28 protein-coding genes and 1 pseudogene are annotated in these 20,333 nt (G+C 39.5%); 19 read left to right on the top strand and 10 right to left on the bottom strand.

The features are described 5' to 3' along the window. Nucleotides 1–13 precede the first annotated feature (13 nt). From L2764_RS02225 to L2764_RS02215, 3 genes are all read left to right on the top strand, one after another. Nucleotides 14–196, top strand: coding sequence for a hypothetical protein (locus L2764_RS02225; RefSeq protein ID WP_248938611.1), 183 nt, complete (start codon nt 14–16; stop codon nt 194–196). Further along, on the top strand, nt 193–366 hold the full coding sequence (locus tag L2764_RS02220) for a hypothetical protein (protein ID WP_248938610.1): 174 nt from the start codon (nt 193–195) through the stop codon (nt 364–366). The genes L2764_RS02225 and L2764_RS02220 overlap by 4 nt, the downstream gene beginning before the upstream one ends. Before the next feature lie 117 nt (nt 367–483). Further along, nucleotides 484–855, top strand: coding sequence for a hypothetical protein (locus L2764_RS02215; protein WP_248938609.1), 372 nt, complete (start codon nt 484–486; stop codon nt 853–855). Between the two features lie 468 nt (nt 856–1,323). On the opposite strand, the gene L2764_RS02210 is transcribed toward L2764_RS02215, so the two are convergent. The 4 genes from L2764_RS02210 to L2764_RS02195 all read right to left on the bottom strand — a co-directional run bounded on the left by L2764_RS02210 (nt 1,324) and on the right by L2764_RS02195 (nt 4,868). Then, nucleotides 1,324–1,830: a HEPN domain-containing protein gene (locus L2764_RS02210; protein ID WP_248938608.1), complete on the bottom strand. Its 507-nt coding sequence runs from the start codon at nt 1,828–1,830 to the stop codon at nt 1,324–1,326. Then, complete coding sequence (locus L2764_RS02205) at nt 1,811–2,944, bottom strand: DUF262 domain-containing protein (protein ID WP_248938607.1); 1,134 nt, start codon at nt 2,942–2,944, stop codon at nt 1,811–1,813. Before L2764_RS02205 ends, L2764_RS02210 begins: the two co-directional genes overlap by 20 nt. A gap of 664 nt (nt 2,945–3,608) precedes the next feature. Beyond that, nucleotides 3,609–4,328, bottom strand: a complete 720-nt coding sequence (locus tag L2764_RS02200; protein ID WP_248938606.1) for an endonuclease — start codon at nt 4,326–4,328, stop codon at nt 3,609–3,611. 168 nt (nt 4,329–4,496) lie between these two features. After that, nucleotides 4,497–4,868 carry a hypothetical protein gene (locus L2764_RS02195; protein WP_248938605.1) on the bottom strand — a complete coding sequence of 124 codons (372 nt, stop codon included), beginning with the start codon at nt 4,866–4,868 and terminating at the stop codon, nt 4,497–4,499. Nucleotides 4,869–5,019: 151 nt separating this feature from the next. Here L2764_RS02195 and L2764_RS02190 point away from each other — a divergent pair, with 151 nt between their 5' ends. The 5 genes and pseudogenes from L2764_RS02190 (at nt 5,020) to L2764_RS02175 (ending at nt 7,663) form a co-directional block, all read left to right on the top strand. Beyond that, on the top strand, nt 5,020–5,247 hold the full coding sequence (locus tag L2764_RS02190; RefSeq protein WP_248938604.1) for an HTH-like domain-containing protein: 228 nt from the start codon (nt 5,020–5,022) through the stop codon (nt 5,245–5,247). A 237-nt stretch (nt 5,248–5,484) separates the two neighbouring features. Continuing rightward, nucleotides 5,485–5,595 (top strand): annotated as a pseudogene (locus L2764_RS28490) (hypothetical protein); the annotation flags it as partial. A 33-nt stretch (nt 5,596–5,628) separates the two neighbouring features. Further along, complete coding sequence (locus tag L2764_RS02185; protein WP_248938603.1) at nt 5,629–6,453, top strand: TIR domain-containing protein; 825 nt, start codon at nt 5,629–5,631, stop codon at nt 6,451–6,453. Nucleotides 6,454–6,545: 92 nt separating this feature from the next. Continuing rightward, nucleotides 6,546–7,187: a hypothetical protein gene (locus tag L2764_RS02180; RefSeq protein ID WP_248938602.1), complete on the top strand. Its 642-nt coding sequence runs from the start codon at nt 6,546–6,548 to the stop codon at nt 7,185–7,187. Beyond that, nucleotides 7,184–7,663, top strand: a complete 480-nt coding sequence (locus L2764_RS02175) for a TIR domain-containing protein (protein WP_248938601.1) — start codon at nt 7,184–7,186, stop codon at nt 7,661–7,663. Before L2764_RS02180 ends, L2764_RS02175 begins: the two co-directional genes overlap by 4 nt. 402 nt (nt 7,664–8,065) lie before the next feature. On the opposite strand, the gene L2764_RS02170 is transcribed toward L2764_RS02175, so the two are convergent. The 6 genes from L2764_RS02170 to L2764_RS02145 form a co-directional block, all read right to left on the bottom strand. Further along, on the bottom strand, nt 8,066–8,311 hold the full coding sequence (locus tag L2764_RS02170) for an ogr/Delta-like zinc finger family protein (protein ID WP_248938600.1): 246 nt from the start codon (nt 8,309–8,311) through the stop codon (nt 8,066–8,068). A gap of 372 nt (nt 8,312–8,683) precedes the next feature. After that, nucleotides 8,684–9,379, bottom strand: coding sequence for a DNA-methyltransferase (locus L2764_RS02165; protein ID WP_248938599.1), 696 nt, complete (start codon nt 9,377–9,379; stop codon nt 8,684–8,686). 35 nt (nt 9,380–9,414) lie between these two features. Beyond that, nucleotides 9,415–9,867, bottom strand: a complete 453-nt coding sequence (locus L2764_RS02160) for a hypothetical protein (protein ID WP_248938598.1) — start codon at nt 9,865–9,867, stop codon at nt 9,415–9,417. Then, entirely contained in the window at nt 9,864–10,193 is a 330-nt protein-coding gene (locus L2764_RS02155; protein ID WP_248938597.1) for a phage holin family protein, read from the bottom strand. Before L2764_RS02155 ends, L2764_RS02160 begins: the two co-directional genes overlap by 4 nt. Next, a complete protein-coding gene (locus tag L2764_RS02150) occupies nt 10,190–11,242 on the bottom strand; it encodes a phage portal protein (protein ID WP_248938596.1) in 1,053 nt (350 codons plus the stop codon). Before L2764_RS02150 ends, L2764_RS02155 begins: the two co-directional genes overlap by 4 nt. Next, nucleotides 11,242–13,002, bottom strand: coding sequence for a terminase large subunit domain-containing protein (locus tag L2764_RS02145; protein ID WP_248938595.1), 1,761 nt, complete (start codon nt 13,000–13,002; stop codon nt 11,242–11,244). Before L2764_RS02145 ends, L2764_RS02150 begins: the two co-directional genes overlap by 1 nt. A gap of 211 nt (nt 13,003–13,213) precedes the next feature. Between L2764_RS02145 and L2764_RS02140 the strand changes: the two genes are divergently transcribed. The 11 genes from L2764_RS02140 to L2764_RS28115 all read left to right on the top strand — a co-directional run bounded on the left by L2764_RS02140 (nt 13,214) and on the right by L2764_RS28115 (nt 20,332). After that, nucleotides 13,214–14,110, top strand: coding sequence for a GPO family capsid scaffolding protein (locus L2764_RS02140; RefSeq protein ID WP_248938594.1), 897 nt, complete (start codon nt 13,214–13,216; stop codon nt 14,108–14,110). A gap of 59 nt (nt 14,111–14,169) precedes the next feature. Beyond that, a complete protein-coding gene (locus L2764_RS02135) occupies nt 14,170–15,204 on the top strand; it encodes a phage major capsid protein, P2 family (RefSeq protein ID WP_248938593.1) in 1,035 nt (344 codons plus the stop codon). Between the two features lie 9 nt (nt 15,205–15,213). Continuing rightward, the gene (gene gpM / locus L2764_RS02130; RefSeq protein WP_248938592.1) at nt 15,214–15,975 is read left to right on the top strand and encodes a phage terminase small subunit; all 762 of its coding nucleotides are present in this window, start codon (nt 15,214–15,216) and stop codon (nt 15,973–15,975) included. Between the two features lie 115 nt (nt 15,976–16,090). Continuing rightward, nucleotides 16,091–16,537, top strand: a complete 447-nt coding sequence (locus tag L2764_RS02125; RefSeq protein ID WP_248938591.1) for a head completion/stabilization protein — start codon at nt 16,091–16,093, stop codon at nt 16,535–16,537. Then, entirely contained in the window at nt 16,534–17,019 is a 486-nt protein-coding gene (locus tag L2764_RS02120) for a phage tail protein (protein ID WP_248938590.1), read from the top strand. The genes L2764_RS02125 and L2764_RS02120 overlap by 4 nt, the downstream gene beginning before the upstream one ends. Next, the gene (locus tag L2764_RS02115; RefSeq protein ID WP_248938589.1) at nt 17,019–17,642 is read left to right on the top strand and encodes a phage virion morphogenesis family protein; all 624 of its coding nucleotides are present in this window, start codon (nt 17,019–17,021) and stop codon (nt 17,640–17,642) included. The genes L2764_RS02120 and L2764_RS02115 overlap by 1 nt, the downstream gene beginning before the upstream one ends. 14 nt (nt 17,643–17,656) lie before the next feature. Then, the gene (locus tag L2764_RS02110; protein ID WP_248938588.1) at nt 17,657–18,766 is read left to right on the top strand and encodes a DUF2586 domain-containing protein; all 1,110 of its coding nucleotides are present in this window, start codon (nt 17,657–17,659) and stop codon (nt 18,764–18,766) included. Nucleotides 18,767–18,769: 3 nt separating this feature from the next. Further along, entirely contained in the window at nt 18,770–19,222 is a 453-nt protein-coding gene (locus L2764_RS02105) for a phage protein (protein WP_248938587.1), read from the top strand. Continuing rightward, nucleotides 19,222–19,842: a hypothetical protein gene (locus L2764_RS02100; protein ID WP_248938586.1), complete on the top strand. Its 621-nt coding sequence runs from the start codon at nt 19,222–19,224 to the stop codon at nt 19,840–19,842. The genes L2764_RS02105 and L2764_RS02100 overlap by 1 nt, the downstream gene beginning before the upstream one ends. 35 nt (nt 19,843–19,877) lie before the next feature. Further along, a complete protein-coding gene (locus L2764_RS02095; RefSeq protein WP_248938585.1) occupies nt 19,878–20,180 on the top strand; it encodes a putative phage tail assembly chaperone in 303 nt (100 codons plus the stop codon). A gap of 5 nt (nt 20,181–20,185) precedes the next feature. Continuing rightward, nucleotides 20,186–20,332 (top strand): DUF6890 family protein, encoded by a 147-nt coding sequence (locus L2764_RS28115; RefSeq protein WP_376708367.1) that lies wholly within the window; start codon nt 20,186–20,188, stop codon nt 20,330–20,332. Nucleotide 20,333 lies beyond the last annotated feature (1 nt).

The raw sequence follows: 20,333 nt of genomic DNA, 5'->3' as shown, positions 1-20,333 counted from the left end.
AGGGAGTGAAGTCATGAGCTCAAATCATAAAGCGGGACCAGGATTAAAACCCATCGTTAAAACGCACATTGCATGGTGGGTGCCTGTTTATGTCAATACGCTACATTTCATTTGTCGGGTGATGGGAACAAAGCCTGATCCAGTAAAAAAAAGAAAAGTCATTGCCAAGGGGATTAGTTGGGAGCGTGTTCAATGAGCGGAGCAAGAGACGTGGCCGCGAACGCCATCGATTATATCGAGTCATTAATTACTGAGATGTTAGCCGGTGGCCATACCGACAATGAAATTTCGTTAGGCCGTTTGTTATCGAGCAATCAAGAAATACAAGTGCAGTTAAAATCACAGCTAAGCGAGAAGATTTTTTAGACTCCGATGAAGAGGACTTAATAGTATGAGTCCTAAATAGGGTGTAATAGGTTGTAATATTTTTTTCAGGGCTCTGTAGCTAATATTAACTTTCTTTCAGATTATGGGGATTTTATCATGTTAAATGAAACCACACAAAATGAAACTATGGATTATGAGGTCCATGTATTTTTAAATGACAGTGAATATTTACCTGAAGCAATCGAAATACGTGCCTCTACTACTCCTGACCCTAAAACATTGGCGGATATTTTGTTTGACTCTACATTGCAAAAAATGGATCCGTCTCTTGATTATAAACAGTATGCTAAAAGTGTATTTGAGACGGTAACAGCTATGTCTAAGAAATTCTCATTAAAAGGTACTTGGAGTGTTATTGGATTGTCTGAGTATGGTATGGGGGCAATTTATGATAATGTCACTTTTGATAGTAAATGGAAATTTAGAGCTAACAAAGGATACTGTAGGGGGTTATTTACTAGCCAATAAATGATCTGATTATTAAAATAAGTTAGCGTCCTGCCCAAGGCAATAGATACTCTTTATTGCCTTTTTTAATGTACTTCTGTTAGGCGGGAAAGAATGGTTGCATACTTCTCTTAGGCTGATGCAATGACCACCACTCTAGCCCTTGCTGTGTATAGGTTTGAATAGGAGAGTAAAATCAGGATGATCTTAGGAATGTCTTAAAAAATAAACTGTTGATAGTTTCAATTGATTTTTACTTAAAATACCAAAGTGGTGAGATCCACTACTTTTTAGTAGTGGAATCTTTTAGGTTTTTATTAAAGTTGAGAGTGACTTTTGTGGTGTTTAATAGGGATCTAGGCCGAGTGTAAGAGTCCCTGTTAAGGCAAGTTAAAGAGTCGCATTGTTGGGCAAAGTAGACATGTCACATGAGCCGCATGCAGGGTGGTGTGGGGGCTGGAGGTTAGATACCTCTAGCTACCCGATTAGCTATGCTGCCAATACCTTCTCTATACTTTCTAAAACTCTAACACTATCTTCAAAATAATTTTGTACATTTGCAAAAGATGTAGATGGAGAACCACCATGAGCAAATGCATTTCTAGCTTCATTTAGAGAGTCTAAAGAGTCTTTGACTCTTTGAGTGTGATCTAAAGCCTCAATTTCTTGCTTAAATTTAGTTACCCACTCACGATCAAATCCCCCTAGACTTTTCACTATATTCGAAAAATTTGGGTTCATTGAGCTATTACGAAACTTTTTATCTATAAAAGTTTTAATTTGCTCGGTTTGGCCATCACTATTAATATCAGAAATAATAGTTTTAAAGCCATACTCTATAGCGCCACAAGCTCTTATAATTGAGTAACGAGTAAGGTATGGGACTGGATGACTCATTGACCCCATACCATCTATAATGCATTTTATTTTATGAAATTCATCTAGGCACGACTCAATTCTTTCGGCTACAGATCCATTAGATATATTGAATTCCATATAATCCCTCTAATAATAATGAAACTCTTCCATGAATACTCTCAGTTTGCATAGTGCCTTCACTTATGTACTTTCTAAAACTTTCATTTTGGAGAACATCAAGTCTTTTGGCTTCAAGATTATCCGTTGGTATGCCCGCACCCAATTTTTCAAGAGCTATAGCTGTTGCCACCATTAATGCATCAAAAATAGTTGGATAAAACCTTTTTCTTATTTTTCCAGGTTCACCTTCAACAATATTATAAAAAGCTGAATTACCTATATTATCTTTTATAAATTCAATTGTTGACGTGAAAGCCGCACGCTGAATATTAATTGCATCATCAGTATTATTAGTTTTACAACCCATATACTCATTTAAAAGTTTCTTCAATGAATTATTTCCCTTCGGCACATTTTTAATTTTTTCGGTATTTAGTGCTAAAAATCGAAGAATGAATTCTATATCTCTCATTCGAGAATCTACATCTTTACCTACAAAGTGTCTCCAGCTTTCATCTTTATTCATTTCAATTAATAAAGAGTTAAGGTTTCCTTGGTATACACAGTTACGAATTTCTTGAGCCCCTAATGCACGCCCACCAGTATTTATGCGTTCAAAAATTTGATACAAGCTAGTATCACTAGCTTCAGATTTTTTTTGATCAAAAATTATGGCGTGGATAGTCGTGCTTCTAATTTTACGTTGTTCAGCTGAAGATAGTTCTCCGAAAGATTTACCTCTCCACCTTTTATTTAATTTGTCGCTATTAAATAGTTTAAATACTCTTCCATCTTTCGACCAAATACCTTTGACAAAATCATATACGGTCATGATTCGTTGATAACCATCTACGATTAACTTTTGGTCTTCCGAAGTGTTTGCTAGAAAAATACTTGGAACCGGTAACCCTAGTAATAAAGATTCAACGAATCTACTAGCTTCAACTTTATCCCAAATATAATGTCTTTGAAGTTCAGGCTTTATTAATTCCTCTTCATCATACATTGTAATTAGCTCACGAAACGAAAGATCAGCCCCCCAAGATGTAATATTGTATATATCATCATTAGAATATGAATCTTCACTTTCCTCAGATATTGGTTCTATTTCTGTATTTTCTAATTCGGTCAAAATTTCCCCTTAATTTAATTGATCGATTGCATAGCTAGCTGCTTATTCAATAGCAACAGGATAACGTTCTTGGCTGTACTCTTATTTTTTGACAGTATCACACATAAGATATTGATGTAAATTATATATTTATATTTTCAGAACAAAGAATAGGAGTAATTCTTAACGGAGAAAGAAAGCATGCTTGTTTACGAGGTCGATATAACACTTTCTAATATTTCTCAGTTAATTGATATGTCAGGTTTCTATCGAATGTTACAAAATTATCTATGTGAAGAAAGCTAATTTTATACATTATTTGACGTCAGAGTTATCCCAATTTGGAGTGAATTAGTCATACCTGTAGTAAATAATCCGTTTTTTGGCAATGAGTAAAGCAGTCAAAAAAGATAAGAAAGATAAGAAAAAGTAAGGCGATGCTGGCACATTTCCCCCTACCCGTGATAAACCGTCTTTATCACGGGTAGTAGTCAATTTGCACTATTCTCAACATAAACTAAAATTAGGCTAGAGTGATTAACTCTCGCTCTAAATCCAAAAATTAAGCCGCGATAGATGTGTCGCGGCTTTCTTATTTTATTGTTTTAACAAGGTTTAAAATTAGACTTTAGCCAAATGCGTACAACAAGTAATATGTTAACTAGGCTATTTATCACACCAAAACTTAAAATCCTACGGCTTTACAGCGGCTAGCGACAACTTGATTTACGTTACCTTGAATTTTTTGAATACGCTTAGCTCGAGTGCATTCCCATTTTGATACTGGGTACTGCTTATCCCACGAGGCCATGAGCTTTTGCTGTTGCTTGCTCATTTTGTACTTTGGATAGACGGCTTGCATATACATATAAGTGCGGGCAATGCGACCACGCGCTTTAACAGGAGGCTGAGCTTTACGTTTTTCAATGCGCATATCACATTGGCCAAAGTCTGATTTAGCGCTCGATAACATGGTGAAATTGTAATTACTGCGTAAGGCATTCACAGCACCGATAGCGGGGTAAAGGTTGTACATATCGGCTTGCATGTAACGATACTCAGTATTCACTTTCTCGGCACATTTACGGCCTTTAAATGATTTACCTTTGCTGTTCACACAGGCTTTGTTCCCCTCGCGCCATTCGACAAATGCGCGACCGAAGTTCTCCGCTGGGACCACATGTTCCCACTCGACTTTTTTAGCTCGCTTTTTATATACGCTGGTTTTAAACCCTGCAGGAGGGGTGATGTTTTTCTTTTTGTCGAAGCTAGCACCACAATAAATGGTTTGCCGATGATCAGGATAGACTTTAGCGAGCAATTGCTTTTTGGCTTTACTAAAAGATTGGTTACTGGTGTTACCCGCCGCGTTCGCACCACTTGAAAGCAACACCGATAAGCTCATAAGACAAAGACAGCTCAAAACAAAACGACCGAATGATCGACACAACAATACTGACATAGGTTATCTCAAAGAAAATAAAAGATTATAGTATACAGAAGCGACCAAAATATACGCTGATAAAAAACCAGTGATAATGAGCCTTGTCACTGGTAGTTACAATTGTTGAGTTCACCTATATTTATTACATATATGGTTTACAAGATCATATTTACTTGAACCAGTAATCAAATTGACCCATTTAGAATCTTTTGACCAGTCTTTGAGTTCTTTAGATGGTTTGTTTTTTGCCCCATCTTCACTTAACCCTGCTAATTCAAAATATTGAGCAGTGTTACAGTTTACTTTTAAGAGTGTGAAATCAGTATAGGCGTCATTTTTTCCTATACGGCTAGAAAGAACCTGAAAAATATTATCACCTAAGGCTTTATTTTCAATGATGTAGTATTTTCCACTATCTCCAGCCTTTGAACGATATAACTCATTTGCTTGAATCAAGCTTGAAAAAGAAAGCAGGACTATCAATATTGCTATTTTGGCCATAATGTTTCCTTCTTGGGTTTTCTGAATGATTAAGAAACAGTTTAACAACAATTGAGTTTAAGTGTACCCTAACTTCATCAAATTAAGCGGTCTGGAAGATCATCCTGCTGTTGGATAAGCTGTTATAACGCAAGCACAACGCGGAGTTTCAATGAATCAAAGTAAACTGTTAAATCATATTAAAGATGAAGTCGCTAAAGCTGCTTTAGAAAAAAATAAAGACGGCGTTAATATGTATCTTGTAGTTAAATACGCAGAACAATTAAAAGACATTCATCCAATTGAATTTTCTTTAGCTATTGGTCGTAATGAAAGTTATAAAACAGAATTTGCTAAAGGCTTAAAGTTGGCTCAAATAATAAAGGAACGTGGCTTGTAATAATTGCGTTATAACAAATAAGGATAGGCCGCAGCGGAGCTGCGATCCTGATGTTATCGAGAGCGAAGTGTTGAACAACCAGTGATAAAAAAGCCTTATCACTGGTAGGGATACCCATCATAAATCTGCCTACTTTTCTTGTATTGCCTCATGCTTATCAAACGCTTACTTTAGCAATTAACGATTTTACAACAATGAGTTTGGAGTGTATCTTGATTTGATAATGTTAAGTATGCCAAGGAATTAAAGCTGTGCGACGAATCATTTAAACAGCTATCAATATTTTCAGGCTTAAATGAGGCGTATGATACTGAAATATCAAAAGGCGTTAAATTTTCCTGTTATTAGGGCGTTAACTTCAAAGGTTGTAAACAATAAATTATGGATAAAGTAGAAATTTTAGAAGGCTTAAACAGTTATCGAGGAAGATTGTTAGATGAAGTACTTCAAGCCTTTGAAGAGCGTGGAAGAGACTATGGCCATGAAAGATTTCAAACATGGAGAAGAAAGCTATCACAGTTCTTAGATGTTTCACTTGCAGGTGAAACTTCAAGGCTCAAGGCTAAATTGCAACACTTTTCCATTTTGTCTAGGCATCGTGGCGAGAGTGCTGTGGATTATTTTTGGAGGCAAGATGGGTGCTCTATGCTTTCGTACATTGACTCCCTTATATTGGATGTTGAAAACGATGAGTATGATAAACACGAAGCAGTTGTTATTCAAAATGAACCCGATAACTCAAAAAACAAAGAAAAGAAGTCAGATAAAGTTTTTATTGTTCATGGTCACAATAGTGACGCGAAAGAGAAGACTGCTAGATTTGTTGAAAAATTAGGGTTTGAAGCAATAATTTTGCATGAGCAAGCCAGTAAAAGTCGGACAATAATTGAAAAAATTGAAGACTATTCTAATGAAACTGATTTCGCAATTGTTTTATATACACCAGACGATGTTGGTAATGTTAAAACTGAGGTTGAATTAGGTCAGTTAAATACTCGAGCTAGACAAAATGTTGTTTTCGAACATGGTTTTTTAATTGGCAAGTTGGGTCGTGAAAACGTTGTTCCATTGGTGTCAGGCAAGGTTGAATTACCAAGTGATATAAGTGGTATGGTATACATCTCAGATCAAGATTGGCAAATCGATATTGCAAAAGAGATGAGTGCTGTTGGTTATAAAATCGATTTCAATAAACTATTCAGTTAAAGGTAATAAAGCTAGAGGGAAAAATTCTTTGGCCCTGCTGGCAGGCGTTAAGCACTCGTAGGCTTGATCTAATTAGACTAGGTAAAAAAAATATGAATAACGGCTTTATTTATCCATTTTTCGACGCTTTAGTGCGATTAATGTATTACTGTAATCTAGTCGAGTTTTTCAAGTTTCTTGCGAAGTTGTCCTCTGGTGTTTTGCATAAGCGTAGCGGTGGAGAACTCTCTACCCAAGATAAAACTCGAAGTAGCAATATAGCAATCGATATATACCAAATATTTAAATTCGGGGTTCTATTCTTACTCTGGGTTTGTGAGGCTAGTGGAGTCTTTCCAAAACTGGTTATTTACTACCTTCTATTCTCGAACCTTTTTACCTACTTCTATTATCATGTTTGGGGGAGTAAATATGGGCAGCGAGTTGACCGCGATACATTAAACAGAAAATTCCTTAATTCGCTTTTGGCTATCTTATATTACTTGTTGTGCTACGCCTATCTATATGGCATTCATTATAGTCATATGATAGGTTGGCCTGATAACTTAATTGATACGACGAATGCAATATTCCTCAGCGTCGCAAATGCGTTTACTTTAACTTATGGTGGCTTTTCTCCGCTTACCCAAGAAATTAGAGTGGTGTTTATGAGCGAGCTAATCAATACATTTTTATTCTTTACAGTAATTATAACTAACTCAATACCGAATCATGCAGGGAAGGAAGATTTATGAGCTATAAAAATAAAACATACGTCATGTTTGATGCAGATACTGATATTCGTATGTATAGATTAATGACCGCATGGAAAGCTAATGACAATATAGACTTTAATTTTCATGATGCCCATGATTTAAACAATTTAAGAAAAACCACATCTGAAGATCAGATTAAACGAAAGCTTAAAGAGCGTCTAAATAACACTAAGCAAGCAATATTGCTTGTTGGTGAAAACACAAAAAATCTATATAAGTTCGTCCGCTGGGAAATTGAAGTAGCAATGAGCATGGATATTCCTATTATTGCCGTTAACTTATGTAAAAATAATTCTTCTACTGAAAAAACCCCTCCTATATTGAAGAATAAGGCGTATTTTGTTTCTGTTCCATTTGAACAAAGCAAAATAAAACATGCATTAGACAAATTTCCAAGTGAATACCACCATAAAAAATCAGAGGCTCCCAGTGATAGATCTTATACGTGGAAGTAGCTGCACTTAATCGGGTAGCCAGAGGTGTCTAGCCTCCGGCCACCAAACCACCTTGTATGTGGCTCCGTACAGGGTATTTTAAGTACTAGTAATCTAAGCCCGTGGTCACTTTTATTTGACCGCTTTAGTTTGGAGTATAACTAATTAGGAGGCATGAACTTATCCCTGTTCTCACCACTTATCTCTGTGCGGCTGTAAGGGTGTTAAATTCCCCCTTTCTCCCCCTATTGAACATAATAATGATTGGACGCCACGCGACTTTGGCACTCACCCTAAATCACTATCGAACGCCGCAAAATAGTCACTTATCTTTGCTGAAAATCGAAAAAATATCAATGCTAAAAAGTGGTGAACCTCACCACTTTGGTACTTGAAGGGATTTGAACGAGCAGAGTGGTGAAATCACAAATCGAGTAATTCTAATTGTTGTTCCCTGGGCAAGTTCTTTAAAAGTTGTTTGGCCATTTGTGCTGTGGTCATTAAAGGCGGGTTGATGTAGTGGTCAAAGCCAAGTGTCATTCGAAATGATGCGCCGCACTTTTTAGTATTTGTGCAGACGCAATACAAGTGTGCTGCATGACTTGATTGAGTTTCGCGTGATGTGATCACGGCTTTAGACTCACATTCAGGACAATTTACTCTAGCCATACTCACCTCATTACTCATTCTTATACTGTAATTGTATACAGTACGTTAATGCTTAACAACCTCATTACTGACCAGCCTAGAGAAAGAAGACGCCAATGCTCAACCCTGCGAAAAATTCACTCCTCTTCGCCTGCCGCTTCCGTAAGAAAAAGATGAGTTTTTGACATTGGTTTTGACATTGATATTGAGCTTTATGTTGATGTTTGTTGGATCGGGGCGATCTATTTAAACGATCTGAATGTCATGTTTATGACATTTAAAGACAAAAAAGGATCTATCTGTAGCGCTTTTAACTGATATTTCTTAAAGTAGCTTTAAAGGGGCATTGAAGCGGCTCAATAAATAGAGCCACTATCGTTAAAGGTGGGGGGGCTAAGCGGCTAATCTTTGTTTTGCAATATCAAAATAGTCCGTCATTTCTATACCTATAAAATCTAAGCCCAAATTGTTACATGCCACTCCAGTGCTACCACTGCCCATAAAGGGATCCAGCACAGTGCCATTTTTGGGGACGACATTACAAAGCCATTCCATTACATCAACAGGTTTACTTGTTTGATGAAATCGCCCCCCTTTATGAGGATGACATTGATATACACCATTATGATAGAGTGGATTATCTCCGACCTTAACAGAACCTTTAGTTGCCCAAAGCACAAACTCACATTGTTGACTAAAGCCGTCTTTTCTAGGACGAGCATTCTTTTTGTCCCAAACTAATCCCCCTCGCCAAATCCATCCGCCTACTTGTATGGCATCGGCAAACACTGGATAATTTCGCCAATCAATAAAACACAATAGGTGCGCGTTCGGTTTGGCCACGCGGTAGCATTCAGCTAACCAAAGTGAAGACCACTGCAGCAAGCTTCGCTGATCTCGACAATCTCCCTCAAAATCGAGAAAGGGGTTTATTGCTCCTTTTGTTGTATATTTACTGCCAGTGCTGGCTTTTTTTGCTGAGCTACTGGCAGCGCCAGAAGCATAAGGTGGATCGGTGATAACTGCATCTACAGAACTACTGGGTAAATCACGTAAAATCTGTAAGCTATCACCTTTTATCAACTGCATAGTTTATCCTTCTTATTGGTTATTGTTGTATAGAGCTATTTACTTGTTTTTTTATTCGGTTTTTGTCGCCAAAAAATTCTAAATAGGCCCATTAACCCCAAGGTGCTAACGGCGATGCCAACGATGATAAATTCAAACCACCAAGGCGCACCTTTATACCCCATAGCGTGCCAACCTCCCGCTATATACGGTTGTAGAGGTGGGATAAAATGCGCAATTAAGAGGGCTGAAAAGACAAATATAATAACGTTATCCATTAGGCTTTCATTGCGGTTTTTTAGCACCTGCATATCATAATCAGCATCATTATTCGCTGTTTGTTCAAATCGCCTAGCCTTAGCTTCAAGTTTAGATATCTTTAATTTTATCTCGGCATCAACAAGCATTTTTGCAGACTCTGCTGCAATGCGTTTTCGCTCTCGATAACCTCCGGTCAAATCGGCGATAGGATTAGTAAAAATGCTGAGTATTGATGTGAGTATGCTCATGATTTGCCCTTAAAAAACATAGAGATTAATTTAGCGGGGTGTTTCGCTATGTACTTCCCAAAGTTATCAAGCCCGTCCATCATGTGCGGTGCACAATAAGCGGATACGCCTATGATCCCTGTCTTTAAACTGTCGGCTAACGTTAAGTAAGTGCAAAAACTATCGGCAAGGTAAGCGGCAAAAATAGCCATCAATACCGACATAAAGTAATGGGTAAATGTGAATTTTTTCCGGCTGATATACATTTGCACGGCGGCGGCGAGTACGGCCACACCGCAAAGTTGAGACCAACGCTGAAATACCTCTCCTAATTCATTCCAGTTCATACACTTGCTCCATTAGTTAGAAAATCAGAATAGTCAGGTACAATAAAATCAATGTGTTGTTGTTTTGGTAAGTATTCATTAATGGTGCGCATGTCGTGCTGAAGCGGAACGACTTCATTGTTGTAGTAAGCTTTGGTTATTTTATCTAAATCACCAAAGCCCGGGCTGTCACCAGACGACTGACCCGATAATGCTTCTTGTGCGCGGTGCATTGAAAGCATGTCATTTGTGGTGATTTTTTTGATGCGTTCAAATTCATCCTTGGTGGCGATATCACCCACGGGGGTTATCTTTACAGTCTTTTCGGCATCCCCTTTAGGCGAACGGTTATTCAAAAAGAGTGATCTAAAGTTACCCACACCACGGCTTTGTAATATTGCATCACAGAGTTTTTTCTCATCTTCGGGGCTGATAAAAGGATCTGCCATTGAAAACACAAACCCCATATGTGAGCCGTTTTTGAAATAGCGCCGCCTGAATAAGGTGGCATCTTCATTGAGTAATGCGGATTGAATGCCGCCGTAATACTGTGGAATACCGTATATCCCTTGTTTGGGGTGATACTCTTTTATGTGGATGACTTCGCCAGGATTAAAAAAGACTTTATTCCCGTTTTTTTGTAATTGAACATATACCCCTGACGTTTTTGTATAGCGCATTGTTACTGCGGGTAAATGCTTTAATTGAATGACCTGTCCAAATGTGTTGCTGATCACTTGCAAATAAGCATTAGCAGACCAACCGTAATCAAATGCAACGCGTTTAAACGCGCGATAATTAATTAACGGGTTTGGCTTAAACCACTTTGCGATCATGTTGGCTTTAAAATATAAAATAGGCCCATGCTGTGCGTTTACACCGAGTAAATTGATTAAGCCATTTAGACTGATCGGCGGCTCATAAAGTCCGTCCATATCTGCCCAAATACCCACATATTCGGTCATTCTATTATCTAAACAAGGCTCTGGGTCGCCCAATGCAAAATCAATCATACTGCTGCGATAATTGGGCGTATCACCTGCGCGCACGGTCATTCTTGGAGTAGTCATTAAGCTGCGATTCCTATACTTGTTTGTATGTGTACGCCTGAAAGAGGCTCATAAATCATGGCGTGCATAATTGCCCAGGCAATATCGGCATGGCCTGTGGATGCGGTGCGGTTGGTGGCATAACTAATTTGATCGCCAACCACTTTTTTACGGATATTTAAAAAGCTTGCCGCTACAGTAGGGGCGTTTTCGTCAAACTCAAATCGTTTATTATTTATTACGTTAACGGCTTTTATGACTAATTTATTTTTAAGTATCGGGTTGTAATGCAGCGGCATAGCCATGGGGTAAAAACGTTGGATTAATTCAAACACTCCGTAGCCGATCCCAGTGGTATCTACGCCAATATGCTGCACATTGTATTTAAGGGTGAGTTCTTTTATGGCCTCTGCCATGGTTTCAAAATCGTTACCGGTTAAATCTAAGGTTTCTAATAACCTGAATTTTTCGGTGCTTTTTAGCGGGCAACTTAATACCACTACTGTGGCTTTATCGATTGTGCGAGCGGGATCAAAACCAATCAACACAGGTTTCATGGCAAAAGGGCGTTCCCATTCAGGCTCATAATCGTTCCACTTGTCTCTGTTACCAACGCAGGCTAATAAGTCTTTTAAGTTAAAGGCTGAATGGGCATCATCAATAAATTTACCCATAAATAGATTGTTATATTCATCTTTGGAATATTCACTTTTAAGTAAATTTATATCAATTCGGTCAAAACCTGATTTAACGACATCGACCACAGTTAATAATTGTCGCCATATTCCATCGCCGCAAAGGAGGCCATTTTTTAATGTTTTATGTTCAACATCAATTTCAAAATTAGGGTCGTTACAGGCCATGGTCTTTTTAAACCATTTTCCGGACCATAAATCATAGGCCTCGTGACTCTTAACTGAAGGCGTCGAAAAGTAAGTGATTTTATATTGTTTCTGGGTAGCCATAGCCTGAGCAAGACCGCGTAGCTCTTTAAATTTAGGGATCCAAAAGACTTCATCAACATATAAGTCGCCCGATGCTGATTGCGCGGTCCGAGCATTGGTGGATTTAAAATATAAACTGGCACTCTTACCGTTCGCTAAGCTAAGCACCAAAGGAGAGCCGGATAAATCAATATCAAAGTGCTCTTTACAAAGGGCGATAATGTTAGCTTTAAAAATCTCAGCTTGATCTCGAGAGGCTGAAATAAAGATTTTATTCTTACCGTTTACTACCGCGTCATAAAATGCTTCAAAAGCAAAGTAGAGAGTCGCGCCTATTTGACGAGGCTTTAAAATAAAACGAGTACGGTGATCTTGATTATCAAACCAAAACAATTGATGCGGATAAAGCCACTTATCTTTAAGTTCATCCAGCATGTCTTTGGTTATTTTACTGCAATCATTTTTAACACGTTTCTTACGTGTTTTCTTACTGTGCTTATTCTCGCCTTGTTCGCTGTTTTTATCCTGACGGGCTTTAGCTGGGGCTTGTCTTGTTTGGGTGAGCGCAACTAATTGCTTTGTTAAAAATCCGATCTCTTTATAGTCAGCATCATTTTTATTTTCTTTTTCTGCTAATAAACAAAGGCGCCGGCTAAAAGAGGTTTCAGCATCAATTGCTGGGCATAGTTCTGTCCAGTTCTCATCAATGGCCCAGCGCCTTAATGTCCGCGCACAGGGCATCTCATCTAATGCGGCAATTTCATCAAATGTCAGCCCGCCATACACATAATGCTGTCGTGCAGTTTTTAAAATATCAGGACGGTATCTGAGTTTCATAGGCTGCCAATTATTGAATCAATATTGGCAGTTTATAGGGCTAAAAGCGTGAATTCTTTATGTGCCTATCCTGTCTATTCCTAAAACATAAAAATAGGAATTTCAAAAAGTTAAACAGTTGGAAGAGATAAAAAAACGGGTGCAAACTAGAAATCTAACAAGGTGAAGACATCTTTTAAATTAGCATGCAACACGTTTAGGAACAAACTCTATGCCAGGTCAATTACGCACCATACCTTTAGCCATTGCCGCAGTCGGAATGACCGTCGATGGACGCGAAATTACTGACAAAGATATTGACGATATTGTCGAAACCTACAACTACAAAAAATACGGTGCTCGCATCAATATTGATCATTCAGGTGAGTGGTCAGGTTGGGAAGCAAAGCACCTTTATAACATTGACTTAAATGGCGGTATGTTGGGCGATGTGCTTGAAGTCACCACAGGTGTAAATGATGAAGGCATTAAAGTCTTATATGCGGTACTCGCGCCTAATGCGTCCTTTGTCACGTTAAACCAAGCCGATCAAGCCGTGTATTTTAGTATTGAAATCGACCGCGATTTTATCAAATCAGGCGCCACTTATTTAACGGGGTTAGCCGTTACCGATTACCCCGCCAGTACCTACACAGAAAGAGCCAAATTTAATCAAAGCTCAAAAGGTCTTGAATCATTCCAAGTTCAGTTAACCAAAGTCGAGTTAACTCAAGAGCGATTGCCTAAACGAAACCTATTTAAAGGGCTATTTAAAAAGGAAGAACCCGAAATGAAGAAAGAAGACTTTGCCAGTGCATTAACTGAAGCATTAAGCGAACCACTGAAACAAATGAATGAGGCTATAACAGGAAATACTCAAGCCTTAGCCGCACTTACAATCAGTGGTACCAAGGGTGGTGGCAATGATGAAGGTGGAGCTGATGACACCACACCACCTGAAGCGGCTCTTTTCTCAAAAGAGCAACAAGCTGCATTCGACAAAATAAATAGCTCAGTTACTGCATTAAGTACTCAATTAACAAAAGCATTAAAAACCCCCCAGTTTGGTACCACGCCAGGTGAAGAAGAGCACTTAGGCGATGAAGGTGAATTAGGCGACTTGCTTTAATTTTATGAATATTTGGGTGGGTGTTTAGGCACAGGTAGAAACAGAATAACGGGATACAGATGAAAACAAAAACGCTACAGAAATTCAATAAGATCACCATAGCGTTGGCAGTAAGTTATGGTGTAAAAGGTGTGAGTGAGCAATTCAATGTTGAACCCACTACTGAACAACGATTGTATGATGCTGTTTATGAAAGTGCCGAGTTTTTAACGAGAATTAACACCGCACTTGTTGACGACCTTATCGGTCAATCGGTGATCATGAGGGTTGATGGCGGCGTGACTGGTCGCGCCGGTGTTGAAACTGATGACAATGCTGAGCGACAAACAACGGATGTTTCAGCATTAGATACTCGTGAATACCGCTGCTATCCCGTTGAGTGTGATGTGCATATGGCGTGGGTCAAAATGGATCAATGGGCAAAATTCCCCGACTTTCACAAACGTTATCGAAGTCATGTTAAACAGGCTATAGCGCTGGATATTATTAAAATTGGTTGGCATGGCACCTCGGCAGCCAATAAAACTAATAAAAGTACTAATCCTATGCTACAGGACGTCAATATCGGTTGGTTTCAACTAGTGCGCCGCGATGCACCAGAAAACGCGATTAGCAATAATGGCAGTGTTAAAATTGGCGTACATACTGATGCTGATTATCAAAATCTCGATCAAGCTGTACTTGATTTAATTCAAGGGATCCCGCTAGAAAAGCGAATTGGCTTAGTGGCCATTATTGGTAGTGATTTACTCGCTGATGATAAAAATAAGCTCTATGCCGCCCAAGCTGAAAAGCCAAGCGAAAAAACCAAGATTGAAATTGAACAAGTCATTGGTACTTACGGTAGTTTAAAAGCCTTCCAAGTGTCCTTCTTCCCGCCCCGCGGCATTATGGTTACCTCGTTTGATAACCTCAGTCATTACATTCAAAGTGGTTCGACTCGTATTAGCACTGAAAGCAATGCTAAGAAAAAACGCGTCGAAGACTATCAATCACGCAATGATTGTTATTTTGTTGAAGACTTAGAAAAAATTCACTTTATTGAATCGGATAGTGTGCAGTTGTACAACGCAAAAACAAGCACTTGGGAATAAGGAAATACGATGAGCTTAGTCAAAAAAGCCCAAGCTGCGAAAGCGGCTCGCTTAAATTCAGGAGTGGGTAATTTTAAGAATGTGGTTGTCGTTGATAGGTCTTCAACTTCTGATAAAACAGTCACCCATAAAACACTTCAGCCAATAGGGGCGGAGCAGGCTTCATTTGAAATCATGAAAGCGGCAATTGAAGCGGATTTAGCTCAGCTAAAAACCTTTAATACTCTGGAAGATAAAGACGAATATAAAAGCGATGCCATCAAACAAAATGGCTATTTAGATTATTGCAAAAACTATCAGCATAGCGGGGCCAATCACCCTAACATCATCTTAGCTTGGGTGTTTATTTGGCTGATTGATTTACAGCGCTATACCGAAGCCTTTGCTTTTTTACCTTTGCTTATTGCACAGGGGCAAAAGTTACCCACGCGTTTTAAAACGCCACATTGGGGTGAGTTTGTGATTGACCAAATCTATGATGTCGCGGTCGATAAGCTTTCGAATATTGATGACATATCAGCAGAGGATTTATTAAACATTACGGAGCGTGTCTCTACACTAATTCGTTATTTTAATGAGCAGGCATGGGCGCTCAATCCTATTGTGGCGGGCAAGCTCTTTTCCGTCGCAGGTAAATTAGAGCAGCAACAACATAACTATGGCCGCGCATTACGTCATTTCCTACAAGCGACATTGTTAAACGATAGCGCAGGTGTAAAAAAGGCCGCGCGAGAATTAGCTAAAAAGATTGATGTCGAGATTAATATTTAACCGTCTCTATCGCCAGTGGGCAACTCAATAACGACCTCTGTCATTAATTTGTACTGAGTCCGTTTATTGAGTGGCGCCCACACCCTTTAACGTTAATTTGGTTGGGACAGAAATAATGGATTTATCAGGTATGCCCAAGGTGGCAACAGACGATCATAGCATCATCAATAATGGCTTTTATCCTGATCTCTCAACTGCCGAATTAATGAGTGATTACGGTGTTTCACCTGAGTATCAACAAGCGTCGATTAATAAACTGACATTAGCCATGCATCAAATTAACCGCGAGTTAACCGGGTTCGCCAAGCTGCACTGGCACAGTGTAAGCACATTAAACGAGTTGCCAGATGGTGAAACGCTATCGCTATTTTATAAAAAAGCCGTGTACAGCCTGACCAAGGCCACATTATTAATTAGCCGGTTAGGTCAGAGTCATAGAGATAAAGGCGCAGCGCAGCAAGTACAGGCAGTAGATAACGAGCAATTTTGGCGTATTGAGTCAAATAGTGCGATGCAGTATTTAATGGCCGAGTCAGGCTATTTGTCGGTGTCTTTACTATGAGCAAATTAACCGAGCTGACCGGCTATTTAATGGAGGCAAATTACAAAGGCCATAAGTTAGCGCATGCCAGTCAGTTTGATTCATGGATTGAAGGCGGGAGTATTGATCCCGCGAGTAAGCGCATTAATGGTACCGGTTTACTCGTCGCCCGTTTTACCTATGCGGGGGTGATAAGTATTAATCCGTGTGCAGCTCCTGCGGCACTCATTTGTACTTATATCAGTTTTTGGGTGCAACAAAATACAGGTAAATATGATGCTAAAAAAATAGAGTTTAGTGCAGATATTAATGATGACAATAGTAGTGATATTGAAATTACTATCGAAGATTTTCAAGAAAATATTGAGCTTATTGAACAAGCGGATGGCCCTTTTCTATTCGGTGATAAACATTATGACTTTGGTGAGCAATCAATGTGGATCGCCGAAGCATTTTTATTAGAGTCTCAAGTATTAGAACCCCAAGTTAAGGCGGGAACCTAATGCTTAATATCGATATTAATACTGAGTCAGCAAAGACGCTTAATTTACTTACATTACCAGGGCGAAAGCGTCGTCAAATTTTACGCGGTGCGGGTCGCAAGGTGCGCCGCGACAGCAAAGCTAGGTTAAAAGCGCAAAAAGGAATAAATGGCCAAGCATGGGAAGGCCGTAGTAATGGGCGTAAAGCCAAAATGCTTAAAAAACTGGGTAAGCATTTACAGGTTCACACCAATGAGAACCGCGCCAATATTACCTTTGCCAGTCCAAGAGTCGCTAAGGTGGCAAGGGCGCACCAAGACGGTGAAAAACTCACTCATACAGCGCCAAAAGGCCAACCAGATTATCAAGGGCCAGCAACCACTAAACAGGCCAAGGCTTTAATAAAAGCAGGTTACACCATTCGAAAAAAACGCGGTAAAGGCTGGAAAACACCTAGCTTAAAATGGATTAAAGAAAATTTAAAGCTAGGTCAAGCGGGACTGATTTTACGGATATTAAAAGAACAAGAAAAAGGTCAACAGCAATGGGATATTCAATTGCCTTCTCGTTCATTCCTGGGTCAAAACCAAAATGAATATAAACAGTTAAAAAATTACATGTTTGATCAGGCGACACGCCATTAATAAAAGGGAACATCATGGCACAAGGTAAGGTCAGTGTCGCCGCGCTCAATACGGGCAGCGGCGCAACAAAAGAGATTGAGCGCACCATGTTGTTTATTGGTGTTACAGCTACAGTGAGTGAGCAAATTGAACCTATTAGTGCGCAGTCTGATTTTGATGCGCTATTTGGCGAGGCTGACTCTGATTTAAAAACCCAGCTTAAAGCATGGGTTCGCAATGGTGACGATCTTGTCTCTGGTTATGCATTAGGAATAAATGAAAGTGATAATGTGTTTGATGCCATCAATAAGGCCATGGATGAGAATATTTATCCTGAAATGATAGCCATTTGTTTGCCTGTAACGGGTAAAGCAGAGGTGGAGGCTTATCAAGCGGTCGCGTTAGAAATGCTATCAAAGCATGCGCGTTATTTACGTTTACTTATTGCGGTGCCAGGCATTGATAGTACAACTCAAACTTGGTCCGAATATAACGCATCGCTTACGCCCCTTAGCGATGGTGTTGTTGCCGTTCATGTTGCGCTTATTCCTCAAATTCATGGTGACGAATTGGGCGGGGTGGCAGGGCGTTTATGTAAACGCAGTGTCACGATAGCCGATAGTCCTATGCGTGTTTTAACGGGGGCCATGTCTTTATTACCCGCTCCAATAGACAAAAATGGTGCACCATTGACCAATGCCACATTAGCGGCACTGGATGTGCAGCGTTTTAGTTGTACTCAATTTTATCCAGGATTCGATGGTACCTACTTTGGCGATGTGCAATTGCTCGATGCTGAAGGTGGTGATTTTCAAACCATAGAAATAGGCCGCATTATCGATAAAGCCGCGCGCGAAGTGCGCATAAAAGCCATTCACCAAATTAAAAACCGCCGTCTGAATAATTCACCATCGGGTATCGCTTTTGGTAAACGAGTGCTAGGTAAACCCCTGCGGGATATGTCAAAGCCTATCAATATTGGTGCTGATAAATTCCCTGGTGATATACGCCCGCCTAAAGATGATGCCGTGAGCTTAACCTTTATGAATGAACGCCAGCTACGAGTCATTTTAAAAGTACAGCCCGTCGACAGCCCGTCTGAAATATTGGTTGGCATCATGTTAGACCGAAGCGAGAAGGAGTAAACCATGACAGTAAAAGCATTAGGCGGTAAAGATTTTGATTGTTTCATCGGTGACAAAATGGTTCACGTTATCGAAGCATCGGTAAAGATAACCGATGGCCGCAAAGTCAAAAAAGTACGGGGAATTCCCAAAGGGTTTATAGATGGCCCGGTCGATGCCGAGGTGACCATAAAACTGGATCATGAAAACTTTTTATTGGTGCAAGAACAGGCTTCATCGGCGGGAAGCTGGAAAGGTATTGAGCCGTTCGATATTAGTTTTTTAGCAGAAGTCGATGCAGGTAAAAAGAATGTCGAGGCGTTTGGCGTATTACCTCAACTTGATGATGTGTTGAGCTTTAAGGCCGAAGGTGGTGAGGAAGACGTTACAACTATAAAAGGGCCTGTGACGAGTTCTGACTTTATTAAAATAAACGGTACCCCATATTTAACCGAAGATGAAGTAAGGGATCTCTAATGACCAAAATAATCCCGCTTTCACCCGATGTAATATTAAACGCAATGAAACTTAAAAAATATCGTGTGTTTGAAGGTGAATTAAACCTCAATATCATTGGCGTTCGTAGTAGTGATCACCGTGCCAATACCTTTAATGATGTGCTTTGTCTCTTGTATCAACAAAAAGGCAAGTGGCAATTAAAACAGTATAAAGCCACCACCGATGCGGGGCTCTATTTTAGAAAGCAGCCTTGCAATGTCGATGGTACAGCCGTTCTTTTGCCTATGCAGCATAAAAGCTGTTGGCGATTGGGTTATCACCGAGGTCAATATGCTGCATTAGTGCAACGTGGCCCAATGACAGTATTACGTGATAACGATAAAGATAGTGTCATTGATACCAGTATCCATCACGCCCAATTACAAACCGGCTATTTTGGCATTAATTGTCATCGAGCCAGTGCGCAGCATGAGTCAACAAAAGTCGACAAGTGGAGCGCGGGTTGCCAAGTCTTTGCTAACCCAAAAGACTTTGATGAGTTTATGACTCTGTGCCGTGACTCAGCAAAAACTTACGGGCCTAACTTTAGTTACACCTTATTTGAGCAAGCCGACTTTCAAATAGAAGCAGCCGCTTAAAACCTATTTTATTAATTAATACAGCGAGAATTATTATGGCGTTAGAGCAAACCATTACATTAGAAGTTAACGACAGTGAATTTAGCTTTGATGTAGATATCACATCTTATAACAAGTATATCAATACCAATAATCCACAGAATAAAGTGCAGCCAGCGACTAACTTTTTACTTTCAGTGGTGAAAAAAGAACACCGAAAAAGCTTGAAAGAGTTTTTAACGTTACCTGGTGCGTCTATGTATCTAGTGGGAGCTATTGTCGAAGAATATCAGCCAGAGTTTAATATCACAGTAAAAAAATCGAACAGCAAGCAAGAGACATCGGCCGAAACCGAGTAGATCAATTGCTTGCTTATCAGGCTAAGTGGCTTCCGCATCATGATATTACTGAGGACAGCTTAGCCACCGCATTATTTTTAGAAAACGATTATCAAAACCAACAAACCCTTGCTGTAAATAACGGCATTTGTCGAGCGCTATCTGAGGATTAAG

This window comes from Shewanella surugensis, assembly GCF_023284005.1.
Lineage (GTDB): Bacteria > Pseudomonadota > Gammaproteobacteria > Enterobacterales > Shewanellaceae > Shewanella > Shewanella surugensis.
Note: the sequence above shows the minus strand (reverse complement) of the source record. Positions and strands in the feature narration are given on the sequence as shown.

Coding starts and splice junctions, on each gene's coding strand:
- L2764_RS02225 (WP_248938611.1), top strand. CDS start 14: ATGAGCTCAAATCATAAAGCGGGACCAGGATTAAAACCCATCGTTAAA.
- L2764_RS02220 (WP_248938610.1), top strand. CDS start 193: ATGAGCGGAGCAAGAGACGTGGCCGCGAACGCCATCGATTATATCGAG.
- L2764_RS02215 (WP_248938609.1), top strand. CDS start 484: ATGTTAAATGAAACCACACAAAATGAAACTATGGATTATGAGGTCCAT.
- L2764_RS02210 (WP_248938608.1), bottom strand. CDS start 1,830: ATGGAATTCAATATATCTAATGGATCTGTAGCCGAAAGAATTGAGTCG.
- L2764_RS02200 (WP_248938606.1), bottom strand. CDS start 4,328: ATGAGCTTATCGGTGTTGCTTTCAAGTGGTGCGAACGCGGCGGGTAAC.
- L2764_RS02195 (WP_248938605.1), bottom strand. CDS start 4,868: ATGGCCAAAATAGCAATATTGATAGTCCTGCTTTCTTTTTCAAGCTTG.
- L2764_RS02190 (WP_248938604.1), top strand. CDS start 5,020: ATGAATCAAAGTAAACTGTTAAATCATATTAAAGATGAAGTCGCTAAA.
- L2764_RS02185 (WP_248938603.1), top strand. CDS start 5,629: ATGGATAAAGTAGAAATTTTAGAAGGCTTAAACAGTTATCGAGGAAGA.
- L2764_RS02180 (WP_248938602.1), top strand. CDS start 6,546: ATGAATAACGGCTTTATTTATCCATTTTTCGACGCTTTAGTGCGATTA.
- L2764_RS02175 (WP_248938601.1), top strand. CDS start 7,184: ATGAGCTATAAAAATAAAACATACGTCATGTTTGATGCAGATACTGAT.
- L2764_RS02170 (WP_248938600.1), bottom strand. CDS start 8,311: ATGGCTAGAGTAAATTGTCCTGAATGTGAGTCTAAAGCCGTGATCACA.
- L2764_RS02165 (WP_248938599.1), bottom strand. CDS start 9,379: ATGCAGTTGATAAAAGGTGATAGCTTACAGATTTTACGTGATTTACCC.
- L2764_RS02160 (WP_248938598.1), bottom strand. CDS start 9,867: ATGAGCATACTCACATCAATACTCAGCATTTTTACTAATCCTATCGCC.
- L2764_RS02155 (WP_248938597.1), bottom strand. CDS start 10,193: ATGAACTGGAATGAATTAGGAGAGGTATTTCAGCGTTGGTCTCAACTT.
- L2764_RS02150 (WP_248938596.1), bottom strand. CDS start 11,242: ATGACTACTCCAAGAATGACCGTGCGCGCAGGTGATACGCCCAATTAT.
- L2764_RS02145 (WP_248938595.1), bottom strand. CDS start 13,002: ATGAAACTCAGATACCGTCCTGATATTTTAAAAACTGCACGACAGCAT.
- L2764_RS02140 (WP_248938594.1), top strand. CDS start 13,214: ATGCCAGGTCAATTACGCACCATACCTTTAGCCATTGCCGCAGTCGGA.
- L2764_RS02135 (WP_248938593.1), top strand. CDS start 14,170: ATGAAAACAAAAACGCTACAGAAATTCAATAAGATCACCATAGCGTTG.
- gpM (WP_248938592.1), top strand. CDS start 15,214: ATGAGCTTAGTCAAAAAAGCCCAAGCTGCGAAAGCGGCTCGCTTAAAT.
- L2764_RS02125 (WP_248938591.1), top strand. CDS start 16,091: ATGGATTTATCAGGTATGCCCAAGGTGGCAACAGACGATCATAGCATC.
- L2764_RS02120 (WP_248938590.1), top strand. CDS start 16,534: ATGAGCAAATTAACCGAGCTGACCGGCTATTTAATGGAGGCAAATTAC.
- L2764_RS02115 (WP_248938589.1), top strand. CDS start 17,019: ATGCTTAATATCGATATTAATACTGAGTCAGCAAAGACGCTTAATTTA.
- L2764_RS02110 (WP_248938588.1), top strand. CDS start 17,657: ATGGCACAAGGTAAGGTCAGTGTCGCCGCGCTCAATACGGGCAGCGGC.
- L2764_RS02105 (WP_248938587.1), top strand. CDS start 18,770: ATGACAGTAAAAGCATTAGGCGGTAAAGATTTTGATTGTTTCATCGGT.
- L2764_RS02100 (WP_248938586.1), top strand. CDS start 19,222: ATGACCAAAATAATCCCGCTTTCACCCGATGTAATATTAAACGCAATG.
- L2764_RS02095 (WP_248938585.1), top strand. CDS start 19,878: ATGGCGTTAGAGCAAACCATTACATTAGAAGTTAACGACAGTGAATTT.